Genomic DNA, 13,331 nt, shown 5'->3' on the forward strand with positions numbered 1-13,331 from the left:
GGGTTGGCGTGGCCGCTGGCCACGCTAGCGCGGCGCGGACCAGCCCTTGTAGTCGTTCACATTGGCGCGCGTAACCAATGCAGGCGGCAGCAACACGGTGCGGCTTGCGGGCGGCCTGCCGTTCATCAGCCCCACGCCGATCTCCACCGCGGTGCGCGAGATGGCCCAGGGGTCCTGGCTGGCCGAGGCCTCGACCAGGGTGTTGGCCTTGAGCGCGGCCTCGATATCGGGCGCGCCGTCGACCGAGGCGATCAGGATGCCGCGCCGGTTCAACTGGCGCGCGGCCAGGTCGGCGCCGACCGCCTGCGGGTCGTTGATGGTGAACACCGCATCGACCTTGGGGAAACGGGTCAGGTAAAGCTGCATGACGTTCAGCCCGCCCTCGCGCGAGCCCTTGGCATCCTGGTCGTCGGAGAGCACATGGATACCGGGGTGCTTGCCCAGCACGGTCTTGCAGCCCTTCACGCGATCCAGCACCGCGGACACCGGCGGGCCGTTCTGAATGATCAGGTTGCCGCGCCCGCCCAGCCGCTCGGCGAGGAAGCCGCAGGCAAGCTCGCCGGCCTGGGTGTTGTCGGTCTGCACCGTGGCGTCGGCGCCCGCCGCCGCCACGTCCACCGCCACCACCACGATGCCGGCCTTGCGCGCCTTCTTCACCGCCGGTTCGATGGCACGCGCATCGGCCGCGTTGATCAGGATCAGGTCCACCTTGGACACGATGAAACTGTCGATATGCGAGAACTGCTTGTTGAGGTCGTAGTCGGCGGACAGCACCGTGACCTTGACCTCCGGGTTGATCTTCCTGGCCGCGGCTTCGGCGCCGTGCGCCAGCGCGACGAAGTACGGATTACCGAGCGAGCCGAGCGTGACGCCGACCTTCTTCAACGGCTTTTGCGCGGCCGCGGGCGCCGACGCCGGGTCCGGCGCGCCCTGCGCCGCCGCGCCGGTGCACAGTACGCTCATTGCCGCCAGCGTGAGTGCCGCCAGGTAATGCTTGGACATGTCGTGTCTCCAGTAGCCGGTGTGTTCAGCGCAAGCGCATCAGGTACGTGCCGAGCCCTTGCGGCGGTAGCGGTCGAGCGCCACCGCGCCGATGATCACCAGGCCCTTGATGATGTACTGCCAGATATCGGACACGCCCAGCAGCACCAGCCCGTTGGACAGCACCGCGATGATCAGCGCCCCCACCAGCGTACCGACGATCGAGCCGGTGCCGCCGACGAAGCTGGTGCCGCCAAGGATGACCGCCGCGATCGCGTCGAGCTCATACGACTGGCCCAGTTGCAGGCCGTTGGCGGCGTACAGCCGCGAGGCGGACATCACGCCGCCGAGGCCGGACAGCAAACCCGAGACCGCATAGACGAACAGCAGCACGACCCACACCTTGATGCCGGACAGCCGCGCCGCTTCCGCATTGCCGCCCACCGCGTAGATCTGCAGGCCCAGCACGGTACGGCGCAGCACGAACCACGACACCCCCACCACGGCGAAGGCGATGATCACCAGCCAGGGCACGCCCAGCACCTCTGCGTTGCCGATGAAGGCGAAGCCGATATCCGGGTTGTAGATCGTGCTGTCGTTGCCGACCAGCCGCGCCAGCCCGCGCACGGCGGTCAGCGTGCCGAGCGTAACAATGAACGGCGGCAGTTTCATGAAAGCGACCAGGGCCCCGTTGACGATGCCGAACAGCAAGCCGCACAGCAGCGCGGCCGGCACGCTCAGCATGCCTAGCTGCGGCGACAGCGATGCCAGCATCGCCACCACCGCGGAGATCGACAGGATCGACCCCACAGACAGGTCGATGCCGCCAGTCAGGATCACGAAGGTCATGCCTGCGGCCAGCACCATATTGATCGAAGCTTGCTGCGCGATGATCGACAGGTTCTGCCAGCCGGCGAAGTTCTCGGTGAGCACCGTGAAGCCGATGCACAGCAGCACCAGCACCGGCAGCATGCCGAGCGCGCGCAGGCGCTCCTGCGTGGTGATGCGGCCGAGGGACGCCGACGGCGCGGCCGGACCGGAGGAAGGAACGGGACGGGTGATGGATTCGTGCATGGTTGTCTCCTGCGCCGGCGGCTGCGGGGATCTGCAGGGCGGCGTCAATATCTCTTGCGGGTGGCGGAGAGGCTCCGCCCTGTCTCAGTGCAGCATGCTGCTTGTTGCGTTGCCCGCGGCGGCATTGACGGCCGCGGCCAATGGCGTGCCAGTCCAGCCCGCCGCCGGCTGCGCCGCGCCCGTCGCCAGCGCAATGATGCGTTCCTGGGTTTCGGCGGCGCTGCTGGCAGGGCGGACCTCGCCGGCCAGCGCACCTTCGCGCATGACCAGTACGCGATCGCACAGGCCCACTACTTCGGGCAGCTCGCTGGAGATCATCAGGATCGCCACGCCGCTCTCGGCCAGCGCGTTGATCAGGCGGTAGATTTCCGACTTGGCGCCGATATCCACGCCACGGGTGGGCTCATCGAGGATCAGCACGCGCGGCTGGATTTCCAGCAGCCGCGACAGCATCACCTTCTGCTGGTTGCCGCCCGACAGCGCACCCACATTGACCTGCGCATGCGCGACGCGGATGCCGAGCGTGTCGATGGCCTCCGTGGTCCGCCGGCGCGCGGCCGGCCGGTTCAGGCGTCCAAGCCCGAGGGCATCGCGCGCGGCCACGATAAGGTTGATGTTCTCGAGCACGCTCTGGTCGAGAAACAGGCCTTGCAGCTTGCGGTCCTCGGTCAGGTAGGCAATGCCGGCATCGATGGCCTGGCGCGGGCCGCCGGGTGGCAGCGTGACCATCCCGGCCGGGCTTGCAATGCGCACCTCACCGCGCGTACGCACATCGGCGCCGAACACCAGCCGCGCCAGTTCCGTGCGGCCCGCGCCGACCAGGCCCGCCAGTCCCAACACCTCGCCGGCACGCAGATCAAAGCTGCAGCCCTTGACGCGGCGCCCGTCCGCTATATCGCGCACCGACAACATCACCTCGCCCTGGCGCGACTGGCCATGCGTCTTGGTATAGAAGCCCGACAGGTCGCGCCCCACCATCATCTTGACCAGCGCCGCCTGCGACAGGTGATCGCGGTCCAGCGTGCCGACGAAGCAGCCGTCGCGCAGCACCGTCACGCGATCGGCCAGTTCGTCGATCTCGGCCATGCGGTGGCTGATATAGAGGATCGCCATGCCTTCGCCGCGCAACTGGCGGATCAGCGCGAACAGGCGGTCCGTCTCGTGCGTGGACAGCGGCGTGGTGGGTTCGTCCATCACCAGGATGCGCGCTTCGAAGTGCACGGCACGCGCAATCTCGACCAGCTGGCGTTGCGCGATCGACAGGCTGGAGACACAGGCAACGGGCGAGAAATCCGCGCCGAGCCGGGCCAGCGTCGGCTCGCAGGCGCGCGCCATTTCGCCGCGCGCCACCAGCCCGCGCCGTTGCAGCGCGCGGCCAAGGTAGATGTTCTCCGCCACGCTCAGGTTGGGCGCCAGGCTCAGCTCCTGGTAGATCACCGCCACGCCGAGGTCGCGCGCGGATTGCGGCCCGTCGATCTCCACCCGTTGCCCGTCGATATGGCATTCGCCGCCGGGATCCGCGGTGTAGGCACCGGACAGGATCTTCATCAGGGTCGACTTGCCGGCACCGTTTTCACCCATCAGGGCATGGACCTCGCCGGCATAGGCGGTCAGCTCGACATTGCGCAGCGCGCGCACGCCGGGGAAGGTCTTGCAGATATTGCGCAGCGCCAGCAAGGGCGGCCTGGCACACGCGCCGGAAAAATCGGACAGGTCAGACGATGRCATGGTTGGCCTCCGGAATCATGGCGGATGCGCCCCTGAGCATTTCGGCCCGCGGCGAGAAGTTCATGAACATTGGCAGCGAGGCGGCACCCACCGCGCCGGCGTTGGCACCGAAGCAACCACGCACCACGCGCGGCGGGCGCCGCGCCTCCGGCGCGCCCTCGTCCAGTTCGGTCTGCAGGCGCCCGATCAGCGCCGCCACGAGGCCGGCATCGATGTCGGCGTCAAGGATGATCAGCGGCACGTCGAGCACCGCCAGCGCGGACTGCATAGCCGGCGCGAGCGCGTCGATGCAGTCTTCCAGCCACTCCCCCACCGCCGGATGCTGGTTGCGCACCTGCGCTTCCAGATCCGCGTGGCCGTCGATGGTCACACCGTGATGGCGCAGGTGCCGGGTCAGCGCATTGAGCGAAGCGCGTGCCAGCAGGATGTCGCGCCGCTTGCCGGTGCGCGGCGCCGAGGCCAGCGTGCCCGGCTGGACCGGCATCATGCCGATATCGCCGGCATTGCCCGACACGCCGCGCACGCAGTCGCCGTTGAGCGCCACGCCGCCGCCGATGGCCGGGCCGAGGAAGACATAGAGGAAACTCTGCGCGTGGTGGCGGCCGTAGAACAGTTCGGCCACGGCGGCGGCGGTCCCGTCGTTCTCGCCGAACACCGGCATGTCCGTGGCGTCCGCCAGTTCGGCGGCGAAGTCCACCGCATCCCAGGCGCGGAAGGTGGCTTGTGAAGCCTCGTCCTGCAGATCCAGTTCGCGCAGCCAGGCGCCGAGGTTGTAGGGCTGGGCCACGCCGATGCCGAGCAGGCGCTTGCGTTCGGCCGGCGTCAGCTGCGCGCGCAGCGCGGCCACGTCGCCGCGCACGATCTCGAGCGCCTGATCCGGGTGCGGCAGGATCATCTGGTGGGCGCGGGTGGCGAGGATCTCGCCGCCGAAATCCACCATCACGCACTCGATGCTGGCGCGGTCCAGCCGCACGCCGATGCCGAACGCCCCCTTCGGCTGCAGGCGGATCAGGCTGGCCGGCTGGCCACGCTGCCCGTCCTGCCTGCGGCCGGCGACTTCGATCAGGCCATCCTCGGTCAGCGTCTGCACGATGCTGCCCACCGCCGTGTTGGTGAGCTGGGCCATGCGGGCGAGATCGGCCTTGGACGCCTCCCCGGCCCGGCGCAGCGCCAGCAGCAGCGCGCGCTCGTTGTACAGCCGCAGGCTGGCGGAATTCACGCCGCGGCCGGCCTTGGCACTGTTCATATCGTCTCCGGTGTTGTTCTGGGCGCCGCCTGGATCACAGGATGGATTCGCCGCTGCATTAATTAATTCAGTTTGAATTAAATAATACGGAGAGGCAGAACTCAAGGAAGGGGAAACCCGCAGGCAAGCGGTTGCATGCCTCCACCAAAGCGCCGCCCGAGCGCCTCGCACGCCACCGGGCATCCCACCGGCTCCGCCATGCTCTAAAATCCAGGCTCGCGCCTTCCGCACCCTGCCATGGACTCCATCTTCGACGCCATCCTTCCCGCGCCTTTCGGCAAGATCGGCGTGCGTACCGACGGCGAAACCATCCGCGAGATCGTCTACCTGCCCGAGAGCATGAAGCTCATCGAACCCGCCAATGCGGTCGCGCGACGGCTGGCGCGGCAACTCGAGGCCTACTACGCCGATCCGGATGCCCCCTTCGATATCCCGCTGGCGCCGGTCGGCAGCGCCTTCCAGCGCCGGGTATGGCAAGCCATCGCGAGCGTGCCGCGCGGCAAGGTCACCACCTATGGCGCCGTGGCGCGGCAGATCGCCAGCGCGCCGCGCGCGGTCGGGCARGCGTGCGGGGCCAATTACTTCCCGGTGGTGATTCCCTGCCACCGCGTGGTCGGCGCCAGCGGCATCGGCGGCTTTGCCAACCACCAGGGCGATGGCTTCTTCCTTGACATCAAACGCTGGTTGCTGATCCACGAAGGGGTGATGCTGGCATGAACGATCTCGCCTCCGTCGAAGGCGGCACCGAAGCCCAGGACAGCCCCGAGCTGCTTGCCGACCTGGACCTGGTCCACCGTTTCTGCGATGCGCTGTGGCTGGAAGACGGGCTGGCGCGCAACACCATCGACGCCTACCGGCGCGACCTGACGCTGCTTTCGCGCTGGCTGCATGGCACGGCTACGGCCACGCTGCTGGGGGTGAACGATGCCGCCCTCAATGGCTACTTCGCATCGCGCCACCTCGAGACGCGCGCATCGTCGGCCAACCGGCGGCTCACCGTGTTCAAGCGTTTTTACCAGTGGGCGGTGCGCGAGCACATGATCACGGCCGATCCCTGCCTGCTGCTGCGCCCGGCCAAGCAGCCGCCGCGCTTTCCCAAGACGCTGACCGAAGCCCAGGTCGAAGCCCTGCTTGAAGCGCCCGACACCGCCACTCCGCTCGGCTTGCGCGACCGCACCATGCTGGAGCTGATGTACGCCAGCGGATTGCGCGTGTCCGAGCTCACGCAGATGAAGACCATCGAAGTCGGCCTCAACGAAGGCGTGGCGCGCGTGGTCGGCGGCAAGGGCAACAAGGAACGGCTGGTTCCCTTCGGCACCGAAGCCGGCGACTGGCTACGCCGCTACCTCGCCGAAGGCCGGCCCGCGCTGCTGGGCGAGCGCGCCTGCGACGCGCTGTTCGTCACCCAGCGCGGCGAGGGCATGACGCGGCAGGCCTTCTGGCACCTGATCAAGCGCCACGCGCGCGACGCCGAGATCTACGCGCCGTTGTCCCCGCATACGTTGCGGCATGCCTTTGCCACCCACCTGCTCAACCACGGCGCAGACCTGCGCGTGGTGCAGTTGCTGTTGGGGCATGCCGATATTTCCACTACGCAGATCTATACGCATGTGGCGCGCGAGCGCTTGCGGGATCTGCATCAGCAGCATCATCCGCGCGGGTAGGTTTTTTTGCGCGGTCATTGCGAACAGTCATTCCATCATGAGCAAGTCCAAACACGTTTCGGAAACCCCCGCTACTCAGTTCCTCAAGCAGCATGGCGTTGCCTTTGGCGAACATGCCTATGACTATGTCGAGCATGGGGGCACCGGGGAGTCGGCGCGCCAGCTTGGCGTGGATGAACATGCCGTGATCAAGACGCTGGTGATGGAGGACGAGAAGGCGCAGCCGATGATCGTGCTGATGCACGGGGATTGTTCGGTGTCGACGAAAAACCTGGCTCGGCAGACGGGGCGCAAGAGCGTGCAGCCGTGCAAGCCGGAGGTGGCGCAGCGGCATAGCGGGTATATGGTGGGGGGTACTTCGCCGTTTGGGACGCGCAAGCGGATGCCGGTGTTTGTGGAGGCTGGGGTGCTGGCGATGGGGCGGATCTATATTAATGGGGGGCGTAGGGGGTATCTGGTTAGTATTGATCCGCAGGTGTTGGTGGGGTTGGTGGGGGCTGAGGTGGTGGAGTGTGCGTTGGTGGATTGAGGGGGACTTGGTTGGGGTTGGGGGGCAAAACCGTTGGTTTTTTATTGCGGGGTTGGGATTGGTTTTGGCGGTGTTGGTTGTTGGACCCAACAGCGTACGACATCCCCCTGCGGGGGACGCCGGTCACTCTTCTTTGCCTCGGCAAAGAAGACTAACGAGAAGAAAGCCGACCCTGCCGGGGGCAGAGCAATCAGGCTGTTCGGCGGCGGTGATTCCGTCGTGCGGGCAGTGGCTTCGGCTGACATGTCCTACCGGTTTCCCCGCTGCACCACTGCGCGCCACACGGGTTTCGTGGTGCAGCCCCTGATGGCGGATGCCCTGCCCATTCGGCCATCTGCCGTACGCGGTGCAAACGGCCGCGAATCTTCGAGATTTACTGGTTTCGTGGTTTTGTCTCTGACGGCAAGCGCAGTGATTGTTCAGTCCCTGCCGTTCGCGGAGGTGGGCGCTGCGCAATTTCGCAATGATGGGTTTCGTGGTGGGCGCGGTGGCCCGTGCTCAATTGCCGGCAGCCTCGCTCATGAAGTGGCAGCGAACCGCCCAACACCGTCGCCAGATCCTTCCGTCTTCGCTGACCGGGCCACGGTGCCCACCCAGAAACGAAGACGGTTGTATTCAGTCACGGCCAGCGCCGGTACGGCAGGGTGTCAATTGGCACGCTATTCGCCGTCAGAGACAAAACCACGAAACCAGCAAGGCACGATACGCTGCAGCAATTCGCGCCGCGAACGGCAGATGTGGGAGCAGGCACCGCGCACGAGGTCAGGGGCCCCACCACGAAACCCATGGGTCATGCGATTGCGCTGCCCTTCGAGTCAGTAAGGCACGCCAGCCAACACTCAGGGCCGTACGACGCAACCACCGAGGCCCACAAGCCTGATTGCTCTGCCCCCGGCAGGGTCGGCTTTCTTCTCGTTAGTCTTCTTTGCCGAAGCAAAGAAGAGTGACCGGCGTCCCCCGCAGGGGGATGTCGTACGCTGTTGGGTGCAACAACCAACACCGCCAAAATCAAAAGCCAACCGTTTCGCACACCGCCATAGCCCGCCCCCCACCCCCCTTCCACGCTACAATCCCGCCAGCCTCAAATACCCGGTTCCCCCAAATGGCCAACCTAATCTTCACCCTCGCCGCCTACCTGATCGGCTCCATTTCCTTCGCCGTCGTGGTCAGCAAGGCCATGAACCTGCCTGACCCGCACACCTACGGTTCCGGCAATCCTGGCGCCACCAACGTCCTGCGCAGCGGCAACAAGAAAGCCGCCGTACTGACGCTGATCGGCGACGCCTTGAAAGGCTGGCTGGCGGTCTGGCTGGCGGAGCGTTTCGGCCCGGCCTACGGCCTCGACGACACCGGTATCGCGCTGGTGGCCGTGGCGGTCTTCCTGGGCCACCTGTTCCCGGTCTTCTTCCGCTTCGCCGGCGGCAAGGGCGTGGCTACCGCAGCCGGCATCCTGTTCGCCATCGACCCGCTGCTAGGTGCGGGCACGATGGCCACCTGGCTGATCATGGCATTCTTCTTCCGCTATTCGTCGCTGGCAGCGCTGGTGTCCGCGGTCTTCGCGCCCTTCTTCTATGTGCTGATGCAGGGCGTGGACGTGATCGCCGGCGCGGTCTTTGCGATCAGCGTATTGCTGGTGGTTCGCCATCGCCAGAATATCGGCAAGCTGCTGGCGGGCAAGGAAAGCCGCATCGGCGAAAAGAAGAAGGTGCCCGGCGCCTGAAGGCGGAACGCATCCAAGGCCAAGAAGAAAGCCCGCACGATGCGGGCTTTCTTCTTGGCGAGCCGGTATGAGGAATGCGCTTACGGCATCTTGCCGAGGATGCCATCCATCTCGTCTGCGGAGAAAGCACGCAGCGTCTGCGTGCGCACATTGCCCGCCATGCCCAGGGACAGTCCGAACGCGGTCATGGTAGCTTCGTCGGGCGCGGTAAAGGTCACTACAAGGTCATATTGCCCGAGCGTCCAGTAGATATCTTTCATGTCGATGCCGTTTTTCTTCGCCATTTCGCGAACGGCAGCGGCGCGCTTGGTTGTGTCTTTTACGGTACGGATTCCCTGGTCGGTAAAGTTTAAGAGTGCTACGAAAGTTGCCATGATGCGTCTCCTGATCAACTGGAATGGCACTACGCGTCGCCAAAGCGCACAGAGCAAGTAAGTGCTGCAATCTGCGTACCATGCGAGACATCGTCTGGCCCGCGTGGCCATGACGCCAGGCGGAAGCGCCCGCGGCGGGAGAATTTACCCGAAAGTGTTCCAGGATTGAGACACTCCGGACGCCGCGGCAGGTGGCCGGCGCGGCGCCGAAGCTGCATTTGGAGCGGCGTTCAGGCTGCCTGTGCCAGCGCCGCGAACGGAAACACCATTTCCACCCGCAACCCGCCCTCGGCACGGTTTTCCAGCACGAGCCGCCCGCCCGCCTGGCGCACCAGCCGGTCCACGATGGCCAGGCCCAGGCCCGAATGCGCATTGCCGCCGCGCGCCGGATCCAGTCGCACGAAAGGCAGCGTCACCTTGTCCATCGCTTCCGGCGGAATGCCTTCGCCGTGGTCTTCCACCCCCATATGCCAGCCATCGGCCTGGCGCGAGGTACTGAGCAGCACCGGCGGCGCGCCATAGGCATACGCGTTGTCGATCAGATTGCCAACGATGCGGTCGAGCTGGGTGGCAATCAACCGGAATCCTTCGCCTGCCATCAGCGACACTTCCACCGGCTTGTCCTGCTCCGCCAGCGAAGCGGCCAGTTCACCGATGCGGCGGTCCACCGGCACCGGCCGGGCGGCAGGCTCGCCGCTTTGGGCGAAGGTGAGGAATTGTTCGACGATGGCGGACATGGAYTCGACGTCACGCGTCACGCCAGCCGCCGCCTTGGGATCGGCCAGCATCTCGGCGCGCAGCCGCAGCCGCGCCAGCGGCGTCTTGAGGTCATGGGCGATACCGGCCAGCATGGTGTTGCGTTCCTGGTCGATGCGGGTCAGGTCGGCCATCATGCGATTGAAACGCACGATCAGCTGGCGCAACTCGTGCGGGCCGCGTTCGCGCAGCGGCTCGACGGTGTGCTGGCGCGACAACTGCTCGGCGGCCGCGGCCATGTCGCGCACCGGGCGCTGGATCTGCCAGGCGATCAGCAAGGCCACCGCCATGGCCACACCGACCACCAGGATCACGCCGGGCAGCAGGCGATTGTCGGGCGGCGGGTTGACCACCCACAGCACCGGCATCGCGATCCAGTCCTGCCGCTGGGGTAGCTTGATCCAGATGCGCGACGTCTCTTCTTCTTCGAGCCGCACCTGGGTACCGGCCGGCATGCGCTGCGCGAACTTCTCGACCAGCCGGCGCGCCCTGCCCTTGGCCGCCACGGTATGCTCCGCCGCGCTGGCCTCGCTGGCCACTTCCACCAGGCTCGGCAGCCTGGCCGGAGGCTGCGCGGCGAGCGCGCGCTGGATGCTCTCGAACTGGAACATCATCTGTTCGACGGAGTAATCCACCTGCTGCTGGCGGCGATCCATGCGCAGGATGGCAAGCCAGGAAAAATGGCTCAGTACCAGCACGGCTGCGATCAGCAGCGCGATGCGTCCGAACAGCGTATCGATGCGCAGCTTCATTGCGGTATGTCGTCTGCTTCGTCAGGCACGAAGGTATAGCCTCGCCCCCGCACGGTCTGGATGTAGCGGGGACGCTGGGCGTCCTCGTCGAGCAGGCGGCGCAGACGCCAGATCTGCACGTCGATGCCGCGATCGCTGATGCCGCTGGCGGTGCCGTACATCAGTTCCACGATGCGCTCGCGCGACAGCACCTCCAGCGGATGCATCAGCAGCAACTTGAGCAGCGCGAACTCGGTATCGCTGATCGCCATCTGCTCGCCGGCGCGCGCCAGCGCGCGCTGGCGAAAGTTGACGCGGAAGGGCCCGAAGGCGATGCCCTCGCGGTCTTCCGGCGCGGCGGCCGGGCGCGCCAGCTTGCGGCGCAGCACGGCATTGATGCGCGCCAGCAGTTCGCGCGGCGAAAACGGCTTGCCGAGATAATCGTCGGCGCCGATCTCCAGCCCGACGATGCGGTCGATCTCGTCGCTGCGCGCGGTCAGCAGGATCACGGGAATATCGTCGTTCTTGGCACGCAGGTTGCGCAGCGCTGTCAGGCCGTCCACCTTCGGCATCATCAGGTCGAGCACGATCAGGGCCGGCCGCTCGCGCTCCAGGCGCGCCTGCAAACCTTCGCCATCGTGCAGCACGGACACGGCGAAACCCTGCTGGCTTAAATACTCGCGCAGCAGGTCGCGGAGTTCGGGATCGTCGTCGACGACCAGGATCTGGGTAGGCTGATTGACTCGCATAGGCAGATGATAGCTAGGCTGGGCGCGGCAATCCGGGCGAATTGTTTCAGGGCATTACACCCGAGCCGCTGGTAATGGTCTGTAAGAATGGATGCCGGCGTTGAAACACGAGGAGCATCAAGGCGCATTATGCTTCGCTTATGTTTGCCGTTGCCGGCGGTCGCCGGACTAAACGGACCCGCCCCGATGCCGCCCGGCCACTACAAGCCGCGTGCTGCCTGCGGCACGTGCCGATGGCATTACGGCATACTGCTGCCTCTCTTACTCCGAATTTGTTCGAACGCGCTCTCTTTTTCGCGTCGCTCCCAGGATCCGGTCATGGCCAAACCCGAAGAACATCAACAGGCTAAGCTGCCACCGCCGCCCAAGGCTGCCTCACGCCGCCGCAAACTGATCGCCGCCGCGCTGATCCTGCTACTGGCCGGCGGCGGCTGGTACTGGTACCAGCACCGTACCCCCGCCGCCAGCGCCCCTGGCGCGCCCGGCGCAGCCGGTGGTCCCGGTGGCCCGGGCGGCCGCGGCGGTCCTGGTGGCCCCGGTGGCCCCGGTGGCCAACGCTCGCCGGTGGTGGTCAGCACCGTGGCCCAACGCAATATGGATGTCATCCTCAACGGCCTGGGCAACGTCACGCCGGTGGCCAATGTGACCGTGCGGGCCCAGGTGTCGGGTCCGCTGCTCAAGGTGCTGTTCAAGGAGGGCCAGATGGTCAAGGCCGGCGATGTGCTTGCGGAGATCGACCCGCGCCCGTTCCAGGCCACGCTGGACCAGGCCGTGGGCACGCTGGCGCGCGACCGCGCCCTGCTGGAAAACGCCCGCCTGGACCAGAAGCGCTACCGCACCCTGCTTGGACAGGACTCGATCTCCAGCCAGCAGGTCGACACCCAGGACGCGCTGGTGCGCCAGTACGAAGGCGTGGTCAAGACCGACCAGGCCAACGTGGACAGCGCCCGCCTGCAACTGGGCTACACCCGCATCGTGGCGCCGGCTTCGGGCCGCATCGGCCTGCGGCAGGTCGATCCGGGCAATATCGTCAGCACCAGCGACACCAACGGCATCGCCCTGATCACCCAGATCCAGCCGATCGCCGTGCTCTACACCATCCCCGAAGACAACCTGCCTTCGGTACTCAAGCGCCTGCATGCCGGCGAGACCATTCCGGTCCAGGCCTGGGACCGCCAGGCGCGCAACCGCCTGGCCGAGGGCACACTGCTGACCACCGACAACCAGATCGACACCACCACCGGCACGGTCAAGCTCAAGGCGATCTTCCAGAATACCGACGGCCTGCTGTTCCCTAACCAGTTCGTCAACATGCGCACGCGCGTGGACACCATCGAGGATGCCACCGTGGTACCGGTGGCGGCCATCCAGCGCGGCCAGCAAGGTACCTTCGTGTATGTGGTGGACGAGAGCAGCAAGGTCAAGGTCCAGGTGGTCACGCTGGGGCCGTCGGACGGCGAGCGTACCGTCGTGACCAAGGGCGTGCAGCCCGGCCAGCGCGTGGTGATCGACGGCGCGGACCGGCTCAAGGAAGGCATGACGGTGGAAACCGTGGACCCGGCAGCGCGCGCTGCCGCGCTGGTGCCGGCCAGCGCGCCGCGCGGGCGCGGACGCCGCCGCGACGGCGGCTCGGGTGGTGCCAGCGGCAGCGGGGCTTCGGGCGCGGCGGGTGCCTCCGGCGCCCATGCCGAAGGACGGCGCCACCGCGACGGCGCAAGCGCCCCGGTTCCCGGCGGYGATGGCGCCCCGGCGGGCGCGGCGCCCCAGCGGCCGCAGTAA

Annotated in this window: 12 protein-coding genes; 5 read left to right on the forward strand and 7 right to left on the reverse strand. The window is 66.7% G+C overall.

Going from position 1 to position 13,331, the window contains the following annotated elements; all coding sequences use genetic code 11:
* Positions 1-24: 24 nt before the first annotated feature.
* The 4 genes from AC1DN0_RS19115 to AC1DN0_RS19130 form a co-directional block, all read right to left on the reverse strand.
* Entirely contained in the window at positions 25-1,002 is a 978-nt protein-coding gene (locus AC1DN0_RS19115) for an ABC transporter substrate-binding protein (protein ID WP_441635265.1), read from the reverse strand.
* Positions 1,003-1,041: 39 nt separating this feature from the next.
* Entirely contained in the window at positions 1,042-2,055 is a 1,014-nt protein-coding gene (locus AC1DN0_RS19120; RefSeq protein ID WP_441635267.1) for an ABC transporter permease subunit, read from the reverse strand.
* Positions 2,056-2,139: 84 nt separating this feature from the next.
* On the reverse strand, positions 2,140-3,783 hold the full coding sequence (locus tag AC1DN0_RS19125; RefSeq protein ID WP_477145906.1) for a sugar ABC transporter ATP-binding protein: 1,644 nt from the start codon (positions 3,781-3,783) through the stop codon (positions 2,140-2,142).
* Positions 3,770-5,029 carry an ROK family protein gene (locus AC1DN0_RS19130; RefSeq protein ID WP_477145907.1) on the reverse strand — a complete coding sequence of 420 codons (1,260 nt, stop codon included), beginning with the start codon at positions 5,027-5,029 and terminating at the stop codon, positions 3,770-3,772. Before AC1DN0_RS19130 ends, AC1DN0_RS19125 begins: the two co-directional genes overlap by 14 nt.
* A gap of 237 nt (positions 5,030-5,266) precedes the next feature.
* Between AC1DN0_RS19130 and AC1DN0_RS19135 the strand changes: the two genes are divergently transcribed.
* The 4 genes from AC1DN0_RS19135 (at position 5,267) to plsY (ending at position 8,942) form a co-directional block, all read left to right on the forward strand.
* A complete protein-coding gene (locus tag AC1DN0_RS19135; protein WP_276286799.1) occupies positions 5,267-5,746 on the forward strand; it encodes a methylated-DNA--[protein]-cysteine S-methyltransferase in 480 nt (159 codons plus the stop codon).
* A complete protein-coding gene (gene xerD, locus AC1DN0_RS19140; protein WP_477111689.1) occupies positions 5,743-6,693 on the forward strand; it encodes a site-specific tyrosine recombinase XerD in 951 nt (316 codons plus the stop codon). The genes AC1DN0_RS19135 and xerD overlap by 4 nt, the downstream gene beginning before the upstream one ends.
* 37 nt (positions 6,694-6,730) lie before the next feature.
* Complete coding sequence (locus AC1DN0_RS19145; RefSeq protein ID WP_441635275.1) at positions 6,731-7,222, forward strand: aminoacyl-tRNA deacylase; 492 nt, start codon at positions 6,731-6,733, stop codon at positions 7,220-7,222.
* Between the two features lie 1,102 nt (positions 7,223-8,324).
* Positions 8,325-8,942, forward strand: coding sequence for a glycerol-3-phosphate 1-O-acyltransferase PlsY (gene plsY / locus AC1DN0_RS19150; protein ID WP_441635277.1), 618 nt, complete (start codon positions 8,325-8,327; stop codon positions 8,940-8,942).
* 80 nt (positions 8,943-9,022) lie between these two features.
* Here the strand turns inward: plsY and AC1DN0_RS19155 are convergent, their stop codons facing one another.
* The 3 genes from AC1DN0_RS19155 to AC1DN0_RS19165 all read right to left on the reverse strand — a co-directional run bounded on the left by AC1DN0_RS19155 (position 9,023) and on the right by AC1DN0_RS19165 (position 11,552).
* Positions 9,023-9,316, reverse strand: coding sequence for a GYD domain-containing protein (locus tag AC1DN0_RS19155; RefSeq protein ID WP_441635279.1), 294 nt, complete (start codon positions 9,314-9,316; stop codon positions 9,023-9,025).
* Positions 9,317-9,546: 230 nt separating this feature from the next.
* Positions 9,547-10,824 carry an ATP-binding protein gene (locus tag AC1DN0_RS19160; protein ID WP_441635281.1) on the reverse strand — a complete coding sequence of 426 codons (1,278 nt, stop codon included), beginning with the start codon at positions 10,822-10,824 and terminating at the stop codon, positions 9,547-9,549.
* On the reverse strand, positions 10,821-11,552 hold the full coding sequence (locus AC1DN0_RS19165) for a response regulator (protein WP_441635283.1): 732 nt from the start codon (positions 11,550-11,552) through the stop codon (positions 10,821-10,823). Before AC1DN0_RS19165 ends, AC1DN0_RS19160 begins: the two co-directional genes overlap by 4 nt.
* Before the next feature lie 318 nt (positions 11,553-11,870).
* On the opposite strand from AC1DN0_RS19165, the gene AC1DN0_RS19170 reads away from it, so the two are divergent.
* Complete coding sequence (locus AC1DN0_RS19170; RefSeq protein WP_477111690.1) at positions 11,871-13,331, forward strand: MdtA/MuxA family multidrug efflux RND transporter periplasmic adaptor subunit; 1,461 nt, start codon at positions 11,871-11,873, stop codon at positions 13,329-13,331.

Source organism: Cupriavidus sp. 05N39 (assembly GCF_056397325.1).